A 16,985-nucleotide genomic window follows, 5' to 3' on the forward strand; every position below is an offset into this window, starting at 1 on the left:
AGTGCACTACTCGACGTTGTAGATCCAGATGAGCGCCTCGCTCAGCTCACCCGTGTCGTCCCACGAGTACTCGCGGGCGAGGCCTGCACCCTCGTAGGTGCTGACGAACTCGAGCATGCCTGCACGGTCGGTGATGCCGGAGTCGATCCCGGCGAGCATGATCGTCATGAGGTCGTAGCCCTCGGTGGAGTAGACGCCGGGCGCCTGGCCGGAGCTGGCCTCGTACTCGGCGGCGAACTCCTCGGGCGCGGGGCCGCAGGGGCACGACAGGATGGCGCCCTCGGCAGCAGAGCCTGCCTGGGTGACGAACTGCGGGTCGTTGGTCCCGTCCGCGGAGACGAACGGGATGTCGACGCCGGCGTCGCGCAGCTGCTGTGCGAACGGCGCGCCCTCGGCGTAGTAGCCCGCGTAGAAGACCGCGTCCGCCTCGGCGCCGCTGATGACCTGGACGGCCGCGGCGAAGTCCTTGTCCCCGGTCTTCACGTCCGCGGAGCAGGACTCGTCTGCAGCGTCCCCGAGCCCGGCCGTGATCTGCTCGGCGAGCCCGATCCCGTAGTCGGAGTTGTCCGCCACGACGCACACGGTCTCGTACCCGAGGGTGTCGACGAGGTACTTGGCGACGGCCGGACCCTGGATCGCGTCGTTGGCGAGGCCGCGGTAGAAGGTCGACCACCCCTGGGTCGTGAGGTCCGGGTTCGTGGCCGAGGCCGACAGCGACAGGAGCCCGGCCTGGTTGAAGATCGCGCCGGTCGCGTTGGTCTCACCCGAGAACGCCGGGCCGAGGAGGCCGATGACGCTGGCGTCTCCGACGATCTGCGGCGCTACCTGGGTGGCCTTCTGCGGGTCGCCCTCGGTGTCGAACTCCTTGAGCGTCACCTGGCAGTCCGGGTTGGCCGCGTTGTGCTTGTCGAGCGCCACCTGCGCACCGAGGAGGATGTTCTGGCCGAGGGCCGCGTTCGCGCCGGTGAGGGCGCCGGCCATGGCGATCGCGACACCGTCGCAGGTCGCGGTGCCGTCGCCGGCCGGGTCGACCGGGTCGGTCGCCTCGCCCGCCGGTACCTCGGCACCCGTGACGTCGATCTGGACAGCGGGGACGATCGCGAGGTCGGCCGCAGACGAGCTGCTGCCACCGCTGCTCTCCGTGTCGGTGGACCCGTCCGTGGACTTGGAACTGCAGCCGGTGATGGCGAGAGCGGCGGTGACCGCGAGCGCGAGCCCGGTGGATGTGCGGCGTGCGAACGAACGCATCGATAAACCTCCAACGTGGGAGCCTGCGTCCGGGATCCCGGACTGCAGCGCCGTGGAACGGGAAGTGGTACCTCCCGCGGTGCCCGAAGCCTCCCATCGGTCCGTTGCCGCGAGATTTGTCACATGTTACGCACGCATTTCCCTCCGTAGGCATATCCGCCTATCCAGACTTTCGCGACGTGTCGCTGCGCTCTGCCGTCGCGCCGCTCCAGAACTCGTCGAGCACCTGCGCTGTCGCCCCCGGGTTCTCCTCCCCGGGACAGTGCCCGGCGTCGGGGATCACCCGGTACTCGGCCGCGAGCGTGGTGGCCATCGCACGCTGCCACGCCTGCGGCCAGGCGGCGTCGGTGGCGCCGTGGGCGACGAGGCACCGCAGCCCGGTCGCGGCCAGCCCGGGCGTCCGGTCCGTGGGGTCCCAGAGGATCTCGACGATGCCCCGCAGGCTGTCCGTGGACGTCCGCTCGGCGCGTTCGCGGCGGTACGCGTCGTACGGCTCGAGGCGTGCGGGGTCGAGCGCGGCGAGCCGGACGTTGTCCTTCTCCCACAGCCCCAGCGACCCGCGGTCGTCGAGCACCCGCAGGCGCTCGGCCCGGCCGAGACCCCAACCGCGGGGGCCGGAGCACAGCAGGACGACGTCGCTGAACGCCTCGGGCGCAGCGGTCGCGGCTGCGCGGGCGACGAGCCCGCCGAAGCTGTGCCCGAGCAGGTGCACCGGTTCGCTCCCGCCGACGATGCGCGCCACCTCGACGGCGTCCGTCGCGAAGTCGTCGAGGTGGTAGCTGCTCGTCCCCTGGGGTGCGACGGAGTCCGCCTGGCCGCGTTGGCTGTAGGCCCACACGTCCCACCCCCGCGCGGCGAGCAGCGGCATCGTCGGTGCGAAGTCCTCCTTCGAGCCGGTGAAGCCCGGGACGAGGAGCGCCGTGCCGCGGACGGGTGCGCCAGCGGGCGGCGCGGCGTGCAGAGCGGTGAGTGGACCGACGCGCGCGTCGACGACGACGGCGTCGACGCCCGGCGGGAGGGAGAACAGACCGAAGGGGCGTCCGGGACGGATGTGTTCAGCAGGCATGCGCCTCACTGTAGGACCGCGGTCGTCGCGGTGGCGGGCCTGCGGGAGACTGGGGCCATGACGTTCTCCGACGCGCTGTCGCTGGTGATCGACCCCTCCGCCGCGGCCGCCCCGTACGAGCAGATCCGCAGCCAGGTGGAGGAGCACGTGGACTCCGGGGTCCTGCGCGCGGGCGAGCGGTTGCCCACCGTCCGTGCGCTGGCCGAGCGGCTCGGTGTCGCACCGGGGACGGTGGCCCGGGCGTACCGGGAGCTGGAGAGCGCCGGCATCGTCGAGACGCGGGGACGCGCCGGGACCGTCGTGTCTGCGTCCGCGGTCCGGCTGGAGACCCTCGTGGCGCACGCCGCCGCGGACCTCGTGTCGCGGCTACGCGACGCCGGGGCGTCCGACGCCGAGATCCATGACGCTGTGCGGGCCGCGCTCCGACCCTGACCCGGACACCTGCGCGCCGACGGCGCCGAGGTCCGGGAACGTCTCGTGCACCCACGAGTGCACCGCCTCGAAGTAGGCGCTGCGCGCGGGCTCCGCGGAGAGCGCGAGGTCGTGGATCCCGTCCCTGACCTGGACGACCGTGACGTCGCGCCCGAGCGCGGGCGCCCGCGCGACGATCTGCTCGACGTCGAGCACCGCGTCGACCCGGTGGAGGTCGGGGTTGTCCGCACGGTTGGGCCCGCTGCGCGCTGAGCAGCACACGAGGACCGGGCAGTCGAGGTCGAGACCCTGCGCCAGGCGCGCGTGCCCCGCCCGGACAGCACGCAACCACCCGGTGAGGATCGCGAAGCCGCCCGGGGGCTTGAGGTCGCGGTCGTAGTCCCACTCCCCACCGGACTCGAGGTGGAGCGACGTCGAGTACGCGGACGGGCCGTGCTGCACGACGACGTGCGGCAGCCGCTGACCCGCCAGCTGGAGCGCGCGCGTCGTGACGACCCGGTCGAACCATGGCCGGTTGAGGTCGAACCACGGGCTGTTGAGCAGCAGCCCGTCGACCGTGGCGCGCCCCGTCGCACTGTGCGCCCAGAGCGACACGAGCAACCCGCCGGTGGAGTGGCCCATGACGAGCAGGCGGGTGTACCCGAGCTCGTCGCGGATGATCGCGGTCGCCGCCGCGAGCTCTTCCCCGTACTCCCGCAGGTCCAGGCAGAAGTTGGGCCGCTGGTGGTCGAGCAGGGACCGCCCGTAGCCGTGGAGGTCGAGAGCGAAGAAGTCCATCCCGTCGGCCTCGAGCTCGTCCGCGAGGTGCGTCTGGAAGAAGTAGTCGATGAAGCCGTGCACGTAGAGGACCGCGGTCCTCTCGTGGTCGACCGTGCCCGGCTCTGAGACCCCGGTCGGGACGCGCGACGCCACGAGGGTCGCGATCCGCTCCCCCTGCCGGTCGGGCCGCAGGGGGATCGTGCGCGCCACCCAGTCCCCACCGAGGAGGTCGGGCACCCAGGCGTCGCTCACGCGGTGGGTCCCGCGGCCGAGCCGCCGGCCGCTCCCACTCCCGCGCGCTGCGCCGCATCCGCGGGCAGCACGCGCCCGTCCCGCACGTCGTCCACCCGGACGGGCAGGAGGAGCGCGAGCCCCAGCGCGAGGACGACGACGAGCCCGAGCACGCCCCAGTGCTGGGCGCCGAAGACGGTGATCGACAGGGCGAAGGCAGCCGGCGCGAGGAAGCTCGCCGCGCGTCCCGTCGTCGCATAGAGCCCGAACATCTCGCCCTCCCGGCCCGCCGGGGTGAGCCGGGCGAGCATCGCGCGGGAGGCCGACTGGGCCGGCCCGACGAACACGCACAGGAGCAGCCCGAACACCCAGAACACGCCCTGGCCGCCGTCGTGCAGCACGAGGACGACGAGGGCGGAGGCGATCATCGCGACGAGCGAGAAGACGATCACCGGCTTCCCGCCGATGCGGTCCTCCACGGCCCCGGCGACGATCGTCGCGAGGCCGGCGACGACGTTCGCAGCGATCGCGAAGACGATGACACCGCTCGCGGTGAAGCCGAACGTCACGGACGCGATGACCGCCCCGAACGTGAACACCCCAGCGAGACCGTCACGGAAGACGGCGCTCGCCAGGAGGAACCACACGGTGCGCCGGTCGACGCGCCACAGCTCGGCGACCGTCGCGAAGAGTGCGCGGTAGGACTGCGCGATCGTCCGGCGCGGGACGCGGGGAGCCGGCGGGAGCTCGGGGACGGCGCGCAGCACCGGGACGGCGAACACCGCGAACCACAGGGCGGCGACGAGGACGCTCACCCGGACGTCCAACCCGTCCTCCCCCGTGACGCCGAACCACCCCACGTCGGGGTTGATGAAACCGACGAAGAGGATGAGGAGCAGGACGATCCCGCCGAGGTAGCCCGCGCCCCACCCGATGCCGCTCACCCGGCCGAGGGTGGCGGGGGTCGAGACCTGGCGGATCATCGCGTTGTAGCCCACGGACGCGAGCTCGAAGAAGATGTTGCCGAGCCCGAGCAGGGCGATCCCGAGGATGAGGTTCTGGTCGAGCGCCCCGGGGTCCGGGGTGACGAGGAACATCGCGCACATGAGCGTCACGACGACAGCCGTGTTGATGCCGAGCCACCGCTTGCGGCGGCCGGCGGCGTCCGACCGGGACCCGAGCACCGGTGCCATGAGCGCGATGAGCAGGCCCGCGGCCGCCAGTCCCCACCCGAGCCACGACGAGTGGTCGGCGAGCACCCCGTCGAGCACGGTCTGGGCGACGGAGTCGTCCCCCGCCGTCGACGCGGTCTCCACGACGACCGGGTCGACGAACGCGTCGCTCGTGATCCACCGGGTGAAGACGAAGGTGGTGACGACCGCGTTGAAGGACGCCGACCCCCAGTCCCACAGGGCCCACGAGAGAACCGCTCGACGGTCGGGGCGGACGGCACGGCTCAGGCGGGAGTCATCGTCGACGGCGGTCACGGTCAACAGTGTGGACGACCACCAGGGTTTTGTCTCGACACCTGGCGGCTCGCGCTACAGCGAGATGCCTACGAGCACGGGCTCGGGCACGAGCTCGATCCCGAAGGTCTGCACGACACCGTCGCGCACGCTGCGTGCCAGCCGCACGACGTCGCTCGCGGTCGCCGCGCCGCGGTTGGTCAGCGCGAGCGTGTGCTTGGTCGACAGCGTCGCGAGGCTGTCCGGCCCGTCGACGCCGTAGCCCTTGCTGAAGCCCGCGTGCTCGATGAGCCAGGCGGCGGAGGTCTTGACGAGGCTCTCGTCGATCGCACCGAGGCTCGGGCCGGTCGTGGTCGTCGGGGTGGCCGACCGCACGGGGTACCGCGGCGCGCCGTCCGGCAGGGAGTCTGCGAGCTCGACCGGCACGACCGGGTTCGTGAAGAAGGAGCCGGCGCTCCAGCGGTCGTGGTCGGGGTAGTCCGGCGAGGACGGGTCGTCGAGGAGCATGCCCTTGCGCCCGCGCAGCTCGAGGACCGCGGCCCGCACGTCGGCGCTCTGCGCACGTGCCCCGACCGCGACGTCGAGCCGGCGCGCGAGCTCGGGGTAGGCGATGGGCGCCGAGAGCGTCCCGAGGCGCAGCTGGAAGCTCACGTCCAGCACGACGTACCGGGGTGTGGGGTACCAGGGCGCCCGGGGGTCCGGGTCCGCGGCCGAGCCCGCCGTGGTCGGCGCGTCGAGGCCCGCCGTGGGCAGGAGCTGTGTCGACCGCTTGAGCATCGAGGTGCGGTACCCGAACTCGAGGTCCACGAGCGACAGCGTGCGGACCCGGTTGCGCGCCCGGTCCCACACCCGCGCGGTGGCGATGGCCCCGGAGACCTCCTGGCCGTAGGCCCCGATGTTCTGCACGGGTGCTGCACCGACGGTGCCAGGGATCCCGGAGAGCGCCTCCAGCCCCACCCAGCCGTTGTCGATCGCCTCGGCGACGAGGTCGTCCATCGGGTGCCCCGCGGGGGCCGTGATGTTCGCACCTCCGCAGGCGTCGGCGCCGTCGACCGTCGTGCCGGTCCGTAGATCACGCACGACCACGCCCCCGAACCCCTCGTCCGCGACGAGGAGGTTGGAGCCACCGCCGAGGACGAGCAGCGGCGTCCCGGCGTCGTCGGCCGAGCGGATGACGTCGATGAGCTCCGCCTCCGTGCTCGTCTCGACGTACACGTCGATCTCCCCACCCACGCGCAGCGTCGTGAGGTCCGCGAACGTGGGTTCGATGAGCGGGTCGGTCGCCTGGTCGGCCGGTGTGGTCACCCTGTCAGCCTAGTTCGCGCTCCGCCGCACCGCGTTCGACCGGGTGCGTCCCGGCGTCGTCGGCATCAGCGTCCCCGTCGGCGCCCGCGCGCTCAGCGGCGACGTGGGCCACGAGGAGCCCGAGGAGCACCGGCACGGCGATGGCAAGCAGCGCCTGCCGGTAGCCGATGTGCTCCGCGAGCTCCCCGAGGACAGGTGGCCCTGCGAAGAACGCCGTGTAGCCGATGGTCGAGACGACCGAGAGTCGGCCGGCGGCCCGCGCCGGGTCGTCGCTCGCTGCGCTCATGCCGACGGGGAACCCGAGCGCGGCCCCGAGTCCCCACAGGACGATCCCGACGAACGCGAGCGGGACCCAGGGAGCGAGGCCGAACACGAGGAGGCCGAGGAGCGCGAGCGCCGCGGACACCCGGAGGACGAAGACCCGTCCGCGGGCGTCGAGGAGCCTGGTCCCCAGCAACCGCATCCCGGTCATGGCGGTGAGGAAGACGATGAGCGCGACCGCTCCTGTCGTGTGCGAGGCACCGAGGTCGTCGACGACGGCGAGGCTCAACCAGTCGTTGGCCGCACCCTCGGTCAGCGCGGCGGCGAGGACGACAAGCCCGATGAACAGGGTCCGCGGCTCGAGCCAGGCGGCGAAGGGGTTGGGCTTGCGGACCGTCGTCTCGTGCGGCGCAGGCACCACCGTGTGTGCATCGGGCAGCATGAAGCGCACGGCGACGAGGACGAGGACGAGGGAGAGGCCGGTCGCCACGACGAGGTGGGGAACGAGTCCGACGCCGAGCCAGGACGCGAGCGCACCCACGCCGGCCCCCGCCATCGTCCCGAAGGAGAAGCTCGCGTGGAAGCGCGGCATGATCGAGTGGCCGAGCCGCTGCTCGACCGCAGCGCCCTCGAGATTCATCGCCGCGTCCCAGACCCCGAGGCCGACGCCGGAGAGGAACAGGCCGATGCCGGCCGCGACGACGGATCCGTCGGCCACGCCCCAGACCGCGGTGACGTACCCGACGACGTTGACCGCGGCGAACACCCCGACGGCCGTGGGTGCGCCGAAGCGCTGGACGATCCAGCCGGACAGCGGCAACGCGATGATCGACCCGACCGCCCCGACGAGGAGCAGCCGTCCCATCTGTGTCGGCTCGAACCCGAGGAGGTCGCGGACGAGCGGGATCCGTGACGCCCAGTTGGCGAAGTTGAAGCCGCTGAGGAAGAAGACCGCGTAGACGGCCTTGGTGGCAGCGCGGATCACGGCGGCGCTGTCTGCGGGGCGGGTGGCGGGACGGGCTGCGCCGCTCTTGTCGATGGTCACGCGTCGATCATCTCTTCTCCGGTGGTCCGGGCGCGGGGCGTCCGGCCCGGCGTCGCGGTCGTGGCCACGTGCTTGGACAGGATCACGCTCGCGGCCATCGCCACGAGGATGAGGGTCAGGGCGTGCCGCGCGCCGACGGACTCGGCGACGAGGCCGAGGAGCGGCGGAGCGGCGAGCTGCGCGAGCGAGGCGAAGGCTGAGACGACCGACACCCGCGCGGCGGCGCGCAACGGGTCGTCCGACGCGGCCCCGAGGCCCAACGGGACGGCGAGGGCGGCACCCATCCCCCACAGGACCACGCCGACCCCGGCGACGGCGAGGTTCGGCCCGAACCCGAAGAGCAGCAGACCGACGATGGACACGAGACCCGAGGCGCGCAGGACGGCGACCCGACCGTGCCGGTCGATGAGGCGCGTGCCGAAGAGCCGCACGAGGGTCATGGATGTGACGAACACACCGAACATGAACGCACCGGTCGCCTCCGACTCGCCGAAGTCGTCGACGACGGCGATGGGCAGCCAGTTGTTGGCCGACCCCTCGGACAGCGCCGCGGAGAGGATGACGATCCCGATGAAGATCGTCCGCGGCTCTCGCCATGCGCTGAGCGCGGAACCGAGCCGGGCCCGGCGTGCACCGACGGCAGCGCGCACGCCCAGGGTGCCCGGCTCGGGCTGCACGACTCCGGCCCGGATCTCCGCCTTGCGCACGCGCGCGGTGCGCGCGCGGGTCGACCGGTCCCAGCGCTCCCCGGGAGAGAGGGCGGTGTCGAGGATGATGTGCGGGATCGAGACCAGGCGCCAGACGGTGAGGATGACCCCGGTCGCGGTGAACTGGACGAGCAGAGGCACGTCGAGCAACGCGCAGCCCGCCCCGACGAGCGACCCGAGCACGGCCCCGATGGAGAACGCCGCGTGGAACTGCGGCATGACGGCTCTGCCCATGCGCCGCTCGATCGCGGCGGACTCGACGTTCTGCGGCACGTTCGTGAGTGCGACGGAGGCGCCGTTGAGGAAGATCCCGACGGCGAGCACGGGCACGGACCCGATGGTCGGGCCGAGCCCCTCGAGGAAGAACGCGACGAGCACCCCGAACGCGGCGACGGTGAGGACCGCGCGTCCTCCGAACCGTATGACGAGCGCCCCGGCGACCGTGACGGTCAGCAGTGACCCGACGGCGCCGGAGAGGAGCACGACCCCCAGCTCGGAGGTGCTGAGGTCGAGGGCGGCCCGGACCGAGGGCAACCGGGCGAGCCAGCTGGAGATACCCATGCCGAGCGCGAGGAAGAGCCCGAGCAGCGCGATGCGCGCGCGCCGGAGCTGCGGGTCGGGGATCGATGCCTTGATAGCCGTGCCTCTCGCTTCGAATCGATTCGATCCCTCTTCGCGATGCAACGTCGAATCGTTTCGAGGTGAAGTCTCGATTGTCCGGTACGCTGGCGGCGTCCGTCAAACGTGCACGGGATGAAGAGTGGGGTAACGGTTCTGTCCGCTTCCAAGCCGACGCTCGCGAGCGTCGCCCACGCCGCAGGCGTCTCGCTGTCGACCGCCTCGCTCGCCTTCTCCGCCTCCGGGCCGATCGCCGACAAGACCCGCGAGAAGGTCCTCGCCGCCGCTGCCGACCTCGGTTACCGCGGCCCCAACCCGCTCGGCCGCCAGCTGCGCTCCGGGCGCTCAGGCATCGTCGGCGTCGTCATCGGCGACAAGCTCAGGCGCAGCTTCCGGGATCCTGTCTCGATCCAGGTGCTCGACGGACTCGTGAGCACCCTCGGTTCCCTCGGCCTCGGCGTCCTCCTCATCCCCGGCGCTGCCGCCGACGGGGGGGAACGCGTGGTCGACCCGCTCATCGAGAGCGCCGGGATGGACGTCGCCGTCCTCATCTGGGGGGTCCACCGCGCCGACCCCACCCTCGACGCGCTCGTCCGACGTGGCGTGCCGGTCGTCGTGGGCGAGGGCCGGCGGGTCGAGGGCGCACCGCTCGTCGCGATCGACGACCGTGCGGGGACCGCAGAGCTCGTCCGGCACCTCGTCGATCTCGGTCACGAGCGGTTCGCCGTCGTCGCCCTGCCGTTCGGCGCGACCCGGCGCGGCGGCGAGATCGAGCTCGACGACCCCGAGGACATCGACTGGACGCCGACCCGGCAGCGGATGCTCGGCGTCCTCGACGCCGGCGTCCAGCCGGTCGTGTACTGGGAGACGGAGGCATCGCTCGTCGAGCACGGGCGGGAAGCTGCCCGGAACCTGCTGTCACCCGAGCGCTACCCCGACCCGGCACGCCGCCCGACCGCGATCGTCGCGCAGTCCGACCTGCTGGCGGCGGGCGCCGTGCTCGGCGCCCGCGAGCTGGGTCTGCGGGTGCCGGAAGACGTCTCGATCGCCGGGTTCGACGGGATCGACCTGCCCTGGCTGGGCACCGACGTCCTCACGACCGTGCGCCAACCGCTCGCCGAGAAGGGCGCGGCGCTCGCCCGCGCGGTGGCGGGCCAGCTCGCGGGAGAGGAGCCGGGCGTCACCGTCCTCGACGTCGAGCTCGTCATCGGCACCACGACGGGGCCCCCGCCCGCCTGACGGAGCAGGCGCGCCGGGCGCCCGCGCCCACGCGCCCATGACAGGCACAGCGGCCACGAGAGGCACCGCAGCTACAGGGCGACGACCGCCTGGGACTTGCCGAGCACCCGCGCACCCGCGAAGGTCACTGTGAGGTCGATGCGGACGCGCCGCTGCTCGAGGTCGATCTGCCCGACGACCCCGGTGACCTCGATCGTCGCGACGCCCGGGTCGGGGACGGGCACGGGACGCGTGAACCGCGCCTGGTAGTCCACGACGGCGCCCGGGTCACCTGCCCAGTCCTCGACGAGCGCGACCGCGGCACCCATGGTGAACATCCCGTGGGCGATGACACCGGGCAGGCCGACGCTCTCGGCGACCCGCTCGTTCCAGTGGATGGGGTTGAAGTCGCCGCTCGCACCGGCGTACCGCACGAGGCGAGCACGGTCGACGTCGATCGCCCGCGTGCCGACGCTCGTGCCCACGGTCAACGACGCGAGGTCAGGGCGTGCCGCTGCGCTCATACGTCAGCTCCCCGGACGGCCAGGGTGGAGGTGACGGTCGCGACAGGCTCGGTCGACGGGGCCGACCCGTCGCCGGCTCCGGTCAGCGCGGAGATGTCGCAGCGCGTGGTGATCATGGCCAGGCCTGCCCGCTCCGTGATCGACGCGACGGTGAGGACGGTGACGAGCTCGTCACCCGCGTGGATCGGCCGGTGGTGGACGAACCGCTCGTCGGCGTGGACCACCCGCGTGAAGTCGACACGGGCCTCAGGGTCCTCGATGTACTGCGCCTCGGCGCGCTGCGCAACCACCACGGCGAACGTCGGGGGCGCGATGATGTCCGGATACCCCACACCCCGCGCAGAGGCCACGTCGTGGTGCGCGGGGTGTGTGGATCCGACAGCGTCGGCGAACTCCCTGATCTTCTCGCGCCCGACGGAGTACGGCGCGTTCGCCGGGTACTCGCGCCCGACGTAGTCGAGGTTGACCGAGGAGGATGTCATCGCTGCGCGACTGCGACCGCGAAGGTCAGCGGGTCTCGCGGTGCGCGTTGTGCTTGCCGCAGCGCGGGCAGAACTTCGACAGCTCGAGGCGGTCGGGGTCGTTGCGGCGGTTCTTCTTCGTGATGTAGTTCCGCTCCTTGCACTCCACGCATGCCAGAGTGATCTTGGGGCGAACGTCTTGGCTCTTGCTTGCCACGGTCTTGCCACCTCTCGCGCCGCCGGGGGCGCAACGTGCTTCGTTGTCGCGCACCGCCGGCCGGCACGCGTTGTCTTCCGTACTGGTAGCGGGGGCGGGGCTCGAACCCGCGACCTCACGATTATGAGCCGTGCGCTCTGACCAACTGAGCTACCCCGCCGCAGCGCTGGTGAGAACCTCCGGCGCGGGAACAATATTCCCACGCCGGACGGTCACACACCAACAGAGCCCCCGATGGGAATCGGACCCATGACCTCAGTCTTACCAAGACTGCGCTCTACCACTGAGCTACGGGGGCAGCGCGGAAAACTGTACATGCTCACTCGGGCTGAATGAAATCGGCCCGGGAGAGCCCCGCACACGTCGTCTCCGGCCAGACACACGACTGCGGTCCCGCCCCGCAGGGTGGGACCGCAGTCGTGGTGCTGGTGGCAGCTGAGGGATTCGAACCCCCGTAGCATGACGCGGCTGATTTACAGTCAGCTCCCTTTGGCCGCTCGGGCAAGCTGCCTGGCCAGATGCCCCCCGGACGTCGCGGCAGCGTGAACCACCTCGGCGAACTGCGGGAGCGTGCCAACAATACAAGAGGTGGCCCGTGGGCGGAAATCGGCTGCGATGTGGGCGAGGATGTGCAGGTGACCAGCCCCGCTCCCCGAGCGACCGCCGAGCGCACCGACGCGACCGCACGCACCCGGCAAGGACTCCTCCTCGGGGTCGGCACCTATGCGATGTGGGGCGTCCTGCCCCTCTACTTCCCGCTCCTGCAACCCGCTGGCGCGCTCGAGATCATCGCGCACCGCGTGGTGTGGAGCCTCCTCTTCTGCCTCCTGCTGCTCTCCGTCCTGGGCCAGCTCGGCGCCTACGTCACCGTCCTGCGCTCACGGCGCCTCGTCTCCACGCTCGCTCTCGCGGCCGTGCTCGTCGCGGTCAACTGGATCCTCTACGTCGTCGGCGTGACGACGGGGCAGGTGGTCGACACCGCGCTCGGGTACTTCATCAACCCGCTCGTCACGGTCCTGCTGGCCGTGCTCGTGCTGTCCGAGAAGCTGCGCCCCGCCCAGTGGGTCGCCCTCGGGTTCGGCGTCGCTGCCGTGCTCGTCATCAGCCTCGGGATGGGCCGGGTCCCGTGGATATCGCTCGGGATCGCCGGCAGCTTCGGCGTGTACGGCCTCATCAAGAACCGCGTCGGTCGTGACGTCACGGCGGTACCTGGTCTCGCTGTCGAGACGACGATCCTGTTCCCTGTGGCTCTCGGCTATCTCGTGTGGTTGTCGGTCCAGGGCGAGAGCACGTTCGGGCAGGAGGGCCTCGGCCACGCGCTGCTCCTGGCCTCCGCCGGGATCGTCACCGCGCTGCCGCTGCTCACGTTCGGGGCGGCGGCCCGGCTCCTGCCCCTGCGCGTCGTGGGGATGCTCCAGTACATCGCACCCGTCATGCAGTTCTCGTTCGGCGTCCTGGTCTTCCACGAAGCGATGCCGGCCGCCCGCTGGGCGGGCTTCGGGCTCGTCTGGGTCGCTCTCGTGATCCTCACGGCCGACGCCCTCAACACGATGCGCATCGGGCGCCTCGCCGAGCGGCGCTGAACGCCCTCCGTCACCCACGAGGTATCCGATACCGTGGGACTCAACCCCCCACGTCACCGACACCAGGAGCTGCGCCATGGCCGACTCATCGATGGACATCGTCAGCAAGGTCGACCGCCAGGAGGTCGACAACGCGCTCAACCAGGCGGTCAAGGAGATCGGCCAGCGGTACGACTTCAAGAACATCGGGGCGTCGATCGCCTGGAGCGGCGACAAGATCGTCATGATCGCCAACTCCGAGGAGCGCGTCCTGGCGATCCTCGACGTCTTCCAGACGAAGCTCATCAAGCGGGGCGTCTCGCTGAAGTTCTTCGACACCGGGGAGAACGAGCCCAAGCTGTCCGGCAAGGAGTACCGGCTCGAGGGCGTGCTCAAGGAGGGCCTCGCCGGGGAGAACGCCAAGAAGGTCACGAAGATCATCCGCGAGGAGGGCCCCAAGGGCGTCAAGACCCAGATCACGGGTGACGAGGTCCGCGCCACGAGCAAGTCCCGCGACGACCTCCAGGCCGTCCAGGCGCTCCTCAAGGGGGCCGATCTCGACTTCGCGGTGCAGTTCACCAACTACCGGTGAGCACCGCTCCCCGCGTCGTCGCGACCGATCTCGACGGGACCCTGCTGCGGTCCGACGGGACGCTCTCGTCCCGTAGCCGTCGGGTCCTCACAGCGCTCGAGGAGCACGGCGTCCACGTCGTGTTCGTCACCGCGCGACCCCCGCGGTGGCTCGACTGGCTCTCCGACGCGGTGGGCGGCCACGGCGTCGTGATCGGCCTCAACGGCGCGTGCGTGTACGACGTCGGCCGGCGTGAGGTCACGCACGCGGACGGGTTCGACGCCGACGTGCTCGCCAGCATCGTCGCGGACCTGCGGGCAGAGCTCCCGGGCGTCGCACTGGGCAGCGAGGGCCCGGCCGGCCCCGTCCTGGAACGCCGCTTCGTCTCCGACCACCCCGTCCCGCCCGGCTGCGTCCGCGACGAGGTGGGATCGCCCGGGGCCGGGCCTGTCGGCAAGCTTCTCGCCCAGCTCGCGGGCAGCCGGCCGGCGGAGTTCTTCGCGACGGTCGAGCGGGTCGTCGGCGACCGCGCGCACCTCGCCTACTCCGGCGCCGCCGGCCTTGCGGAGCTCACGGCACGGGGCGTGACCAAGGCCGCGGCCCTCGAGCGCTGGTGCCGGGACCGTGACGTCAGCGCCGCGCAGGTGTGGGCCTTCGGGGACATGCCCAACGACCTCCCGATGCTCGAGTGGGCAGGTCGCTCCTTCGCCGTGTCGACGGCGGACCCGCGCGTCCTGGGCGCCGTCGACGAGGTCGTCGCGAGCAACGACGACGACGGTGTGGCGCAGGCGCTCGAGGCCCTTCTGCCATGACGGCTGCCGGGCACACGCCCGGACGACGGCCGCCGCCGAAGGATCAGTACCGGGTGACCGGTCCCCCGGTGCCAGCCATCTTCTCGAGCCGCGCGATCCGGTCGGCCATCGGCGGGTGGGTGGCGAACAGCTGGCCCGCCCCAGCCCCGCGGAACGGGTTGGCGATCATGAGGTGCGAGACGTCGGCGAGCTCTGGCTTCGCGGGGAGCGGCAGCTGACGGGTCCCGGCGTCGAGCTTGCGCAGCGCGGAGGCGAGGGCGAGCGGGTCGCCCGTGAGCCTCGCACCGTCCTCGTCCGCGTCGAACTCACGCGTCCGGGAGATGGCGAGCTGGACGAGGGCTGCCGCGATGGGGGCGAGCACCGCCATGACGAGCGCGGCGAGCGGGTTGCTGCCCCGGTCCCGGCCCCCGCCGAAGAACATGAGGAACTGCGCGAGCCCGGTGATGAGACCAGCGAACGCCGCGGCGACGGACGACGTGAGGATGTCCCGGTTGTAGACGTGCATGAGCTCGTGCCCCAGCACCCCGCGGAGCTCACGCTCGTCGAGGACGCGGAGGATCCCCTCCGTGCAGCAGACCGCAGCGTTGCGGGGGTTGCGGCCCGTGGCGAAAGCGTTCGGTGCGGGGGTCGGTGAGACGTAGAGCCGGGGCATGGGCTGGCGTGCGGCCGTCGACAGCTCGCGGACGATCCGGTACATCTGGGGCTGCTCGATCTCGCTGACCGGGCGGGCGCGCATGGCGCGGATCGCGATCTTGTCCGAGTTCCAGTAGCTGTACGCGGTGCTGATGAGCCCGATGCCGCAGAACACGAGCAAGGAGGTCCCGCTGCCCTGTCCGACGAGGGCCCACATGCCGAGCAGGAACGCCCACAGGAGCCCGAAGAGCCCCGCCGTCTTGAGCCCGTTGAGATAGGTCCGTCCCACGCGCATCCCCCCGTCTGCTGCGCCACGTGCCCGCACCGGACCACCGCCTGCGGCGCATGGCTACCTGGTTCAACGAACAGGCCCCCACGACTGTTCCCGGGAACAGTCGTGGGGGCCTGTGGGTCTGCTGGGTCAGCGCGGGGCGGACACCGTCCCGAGCGCGATCTCGATCATCTCGTCGCGCGAGACGACCTTGATGCGCTCACGCCCGTTCGCCGCACCCAGGCCACGCTCGTGGGCGTCGAGCAGCTCCCACCCGGTCCACTCGATGTACCGCACTCCCCGCTCGCGCAGGAAGTCGGTGATGGCCTCGGGTTCCGGGTGCGTCGCGGACGCGAACCCGGGCTGCGACGCGCTGTCCGCGACGAGGTTGCGGATCGTCTCCGACGCGTCGGACTTCGTGTGCCCGATGAGACCCACCGGGCCACGCTTGATCCAGCCCGTGCAGTAGACCCCGGGCACCTGCTGGCCGTCGATGTCGATGACCCGACCCTCGACGTTCGGGATGACGCCCTTGCGGTCGTCGAACGGGATCTCCGGCAACGCGGACCCGAAGTAGCCGACGGCGCGGTAGACGGCCTGCACGGGCCACTCGTGGAACTCTCCGGTGCCAGAGACGGTGCCGTCCCCGTTGAGCTTCGTCCGCTCCGTGCGCAGGGCGTCGACCTTGCCGTCGCCGTCGGCGTCGACGATCTCCGCGGGCGCGTGGAGGAAGTGCAGGTGCAGGCGGCGTGAGGCGGTGAACGTCGACGGGTCGTTCAGCGTCCAGTCGGTGAGCGTCTTGACGATCTGCTTCGTCTGGTTGGACGAGTTGATCGCGGCGATCGAGCCGTCGTCGAACTCGAAGTCCTCGGGGTAGACGATGACGTCGACGTCGGGCACGTGGCCGAGCTCGCGGAGCTCGAGCGGCGAGAACTTCGCCTGCGCCGGGCCGCGTCGGGCGAACACGTGCACGTCGGTGACCGGTGAGGCCTTGAGACCCTCGTAGACGTTCTGCGGGATCTCGGTGACGAGCAGGTCGTCGGCGTGCTTGGCGAGCACCCGCGCGACGTCGAGGGCGACGTTCCCGGCGCCGATGACGGCGACGGACCTCGCTTCGAGCGGCCACGTGGTGGGCACGTACGGGTGGCCGTCGTACCAGGACACGAAGTCTGCGGCACCGTAGGAGCCGTCGAGCTCGACACCCGGGACGGCGAGCGTTGCGTCGGTGAACGCACCGGTCGAGAAGATCACCGCGTCGTAGAACTCGCGGAGCTCCTCGAGCTTGATGTCCATGCCGTACTCGACGTTGGACAGGAGGCGGATGTCGCCACGCTCGAGCACCTTGTGCAGGGCGGTGATGATCTGCTTGATGCGCGGGTGGTCGGGTGCGACGCCGTAGCGCACGAGGCCGAACGGCGCGGGCAGGCGCTCGAACAGGTCGATGGACACGTCGAGATCCGTCTTGGAGAGGATGTCAGCGGCGTAGATGCCAGCCGGACCCGCCCCGACGATGGCTACGCGCAGTTGACGGTCAGTGCTCACGGAAATTCGCGCCTTCCGGTTGGGATCCCGAGGTTT

General features: G+C 71.4%; 17 protein-coding genes and 3 tRNA genes. 5 read left to right on the plus strand and 15 right to left on the minus strand.

The features are described from left to right. Window positions 1-6: 6 nt before the first annotated feature. Window positions 7-1,248 carry a branched-chain amino acid ABC transporter substrate-binding protein gene (locus tag AC54T1_RS10615; protein ID WP_484345641.1) on the minus strand — a complete coding sequence of 414 codons (1,242 nt, stop codon included), beginning with the start codon at window positions 1,246-1,248 and terminating at the stop codon, window positions 7-9. A gap of 160 nt (window positions 1,249-1,408) precedes the next feature. Further along, window positions 1,409-2,314, minus strand: coding sequence for an alpha/beta fold hydrolase (locus tag AC54T1_RS10620; protein WP_496911910.1), 906 nt, complete (start codon window positions 2,312-2,314; stop codon window positions 1,409-1,411). A gap of 57 nt (window positions 2,315-2,371) precedes the next feature. Here AC54T1_RS10620 and AC54T1_RS10625 point away from each other — a divergent pair, with 57 nt between their 5' ends. Continuing rightward, on the plus strand, window positions 2,372-2,746 hold the full coding sequence (locus tag AC54T1_RS10625) for a GntR family transcriptional regulator (RefSeq protein WP_496911911.1): 375 nt from the start codon (window positions 2,372-2,374) through the stop codon (window positions 2,744-2,746). Here AC54T1_RS10625 and AC54T1_RS10630 read toward each other — a convergent pair. From AC54T1_RS10630 to AC54T1_RS10650, 5 genes are read right to left on the minus strand one after another with little or no spacing between them, the layout of a single operon-like run. After that, the gene (locus AC54T1_RS10630; protein ID WP_496911912.1) at window positions 2,681-3,757 is read right to left on the minus strand and encodes an alpha/beta hydrolase; all 1,077 of its coding nucleotides are present in this window, start codon (window positions 3,755-3,757) and stop codon (window positions 2,681-2,683) included. The two genes, AC54T1_RS10625 and AC54T1_RS10630, sit on opposite strands and share 66 nt — an antisense overlap. After that, window positions 3,754-5,229, minus strand: a complete 1,476-nt coding sequence (locus tag AC54T1_RS10635) for an MFS transporter (protein ID WP_496911913.1) — start codon at window positions 5,227-5,229, stop codon at window positions 3,754-3,756. Before AC54T1_RS10635 ends, AC54T1_RS10630 begins: the two co-directional genes overlap by 4 nt. A gap of 48 nt (window positions 5,230-5,277) precedes the next feature. After that, on the minus strand, window positions 5,278-6,507 hold the full coding sequence (locus tag AC54T1_RS10640) for a UDP-N-acetylmuramate dehydrogenase (RefSeq protein ID WP_496911914.1): 1,230 nt from the start codon (window positions 6,505-6,507) through the stop codon (window positions 5,278-5,280). 4 nt (window positions 6,508-6,511) lie between these two features. Then, window positions 6,512-7,813 carry an MFS transporter gene (locus tag AC54T1_RS10645; protein ID WP_496911915.1) on the minus strand — a complete coding sequence of 434 codons (1,302 nt, stop codon included), beginning with the start codon at window positions 7,811-7,813 and terminating at the stop codon, window positions 6,512-6,514. Then, window positions 7,810-9,204 carry an MFS transporter gene (locus AC54T1_RS10650; protein ID WP_496911916.1) on the minus strand — a complete coding sequence of 465 codons (1,395 nt, stop codon included), beginning with the start codon at window positions 9,202-9,204 and terminating at the stop codon, window positions 7,810-7,812. Before AC54T1_RS10650 ends, AC54T1_RS10645 begins: the two co-directional genes overlap by 4 nt. Window positions 9,205-9,273: 69 nt before the next feature. Here AC54T1_RS10650 and AC54T1_RS10655 point away from each other — a divergent pair, with 69 nt between their 5' ends. After that, on the plus strand, window positions 9,274-10,377 hold the full coding sequence (locus AC54T1_RS10655) for a LacI family DNA-binding transcriptional regulator (RefSeq protein WP_484345633.1): 1,104 nt from the start codon (window positions 9,274-9,276) through the stop codon (window positions 10,375-10,377). A gap of 71 nt (window positions 10,378-10,448) precedes the next feature. Here the strand turns inward: AC54T1_RS10655 and AC54T1_RS10660 are convergent, their stop codons facing one another. The 6 genes from AC54T1_RS10660 to AC54T1_RS10685 form a co-directional block, all read right to left on the minus strand. Next, window positions 10,449-10,880, minus strand: a complete 432-nt coding sequence (locus AC54T1_RS10660; protein ID WP_496911917.1) for a MaoC family dehydratase — start codon at window positions 10,878-10,880, stop codon at window positions 10,449-10,451. Further along, entirely contained in the window at window positions 10,877-11,362 is a 486-nt protein-coding gene (locus AC54T1_RS10665; RefSeq protein ID WP_484345631.1) for an FAS1-like dehydratase domain-containing protein, read from the minus strand. The genes AC54T1_RS10660 and AC54T1_RS10665 overlap by 4 nt, the downstream gene beginning before the upstream one ends. A 25-nt stretch (window positions 11,363-11,387) precedes the next feature. Then, window positions 11,388-11,558, minus strand: coding sequence for a 50S ribosomal protein L33 (gene rpmG, locus AC54T1_RS10670; protein WP_484345630.1), 171 nt, complete (start codon window positions 11,556-11,558; stop codon window positions 11,388-11,390). 83 nt (window positions 11,559-11,641) lie between these two features. Beyond that, window positions 11,642-11,718: transfer RNA gene (locus AC54T1_RS10675), tRNA-Met, on the minus strand. A 66-nt stretch (window positions 11,719-11,784) separates the two neighbouring features. Continuing rightward, window positions 11,785-11,856, minus strand: a tRNA-Thr gene (locus tag AC54T1_RS10680). A gap of 128 nt (window positions 11,857-11,984) precedes the next feature. Continuing rightward, window positions 11,985-12,069 (minus strand) — tRNA-Tyr (locus AC54T1_RS10685). A gap of 118 nt (window positions 12,070-12,187) precedes the next feature. On the opposite strand from AC54T1_RS10685, the gene rarD reads away from it, so the two are divergent. The 3 genes from rarD (at window position 12,188) to AC54T1_RS10700 (ending at window position 14,503) form a co-directional block, all read left to right on the plus strand. Then, window positions 12,188-13,141, plus strand: a complete 954-nt coding sequence (gene rarD, locus AC54T1_RS10690; protein WP_484345629.1) for an EamA family transporter RarD — start codon at window positions 12,188-12,190, stop codon at window positions 13,139-13,141. A gap of 76 nt (window positions 13,142-13,217) precedes the next feature. Beyond that, on the plus strand, window positions 13,218-13,712 hold the full coding sequence (locus AC54T1_RS10695; RefSeq protein ID WP_484345628.1) for a YajQ family cyclic di-GMP-binding protein: 495 nt from the start codon (window positions 13,218-13,220) through the stop codon (window positions 13,710-13,712). Next, window positions 13,709-14,503, plus strand: coding sequence for an HAD family hydrolase (locus tag AC54T1_RS10700; protein ID WP_496911918.1), 795 nt, complete (start codon window positions 13,709-13,711; stop codon window positions 14,501-14,503). The genes AC54T1_RS10695 and AC54T1_RS10700 overlap by 4 nt, the downstream gene beginning before the upstream one ends. Window positions 14,504-14,546: 43 nt before the next feature. Here the strand turns inward: AC54T1_RS10700 and htpX are convergent, their stop codons facing one another. Together htpX and AC54T1_RS10710 are read right to left on the minus strand one after the other, a co-directional pair. Further along, complete coding sequence (gene htpX / locus AC54T1_RS10705; RefSeq protein ID WP_496911919.1) at window positions 14,547-15,425, minus strand: zinc metalloprotease HtpX; 879 nt, start codon at window positions 15,423-15,425, stop codon at window positions 14,547-14,549. 132 nt (window positions 15,426-15,557) lie between these two features. Continuing rightward, window positions 15,558-16,949 carry an FAD-dependent oxidoreductase gene (locus AC54T1_RS10710; RefSeq protein ID WP_484345626.1) on the minus strand — a complete coding sequence of 464 codons (1,392 nt, stop codon included), beginning with the start codon at window positions 16,947-16,949 and terminating at the stop codon, window positions 15,558-15,560. Window positions 16,950-16,985 lie beyond the last annotated feature (36 nt).

The sequence above is a fragment of the Sanguibacter sp. Z41_6 genome, from assembly GCF_059621145.1.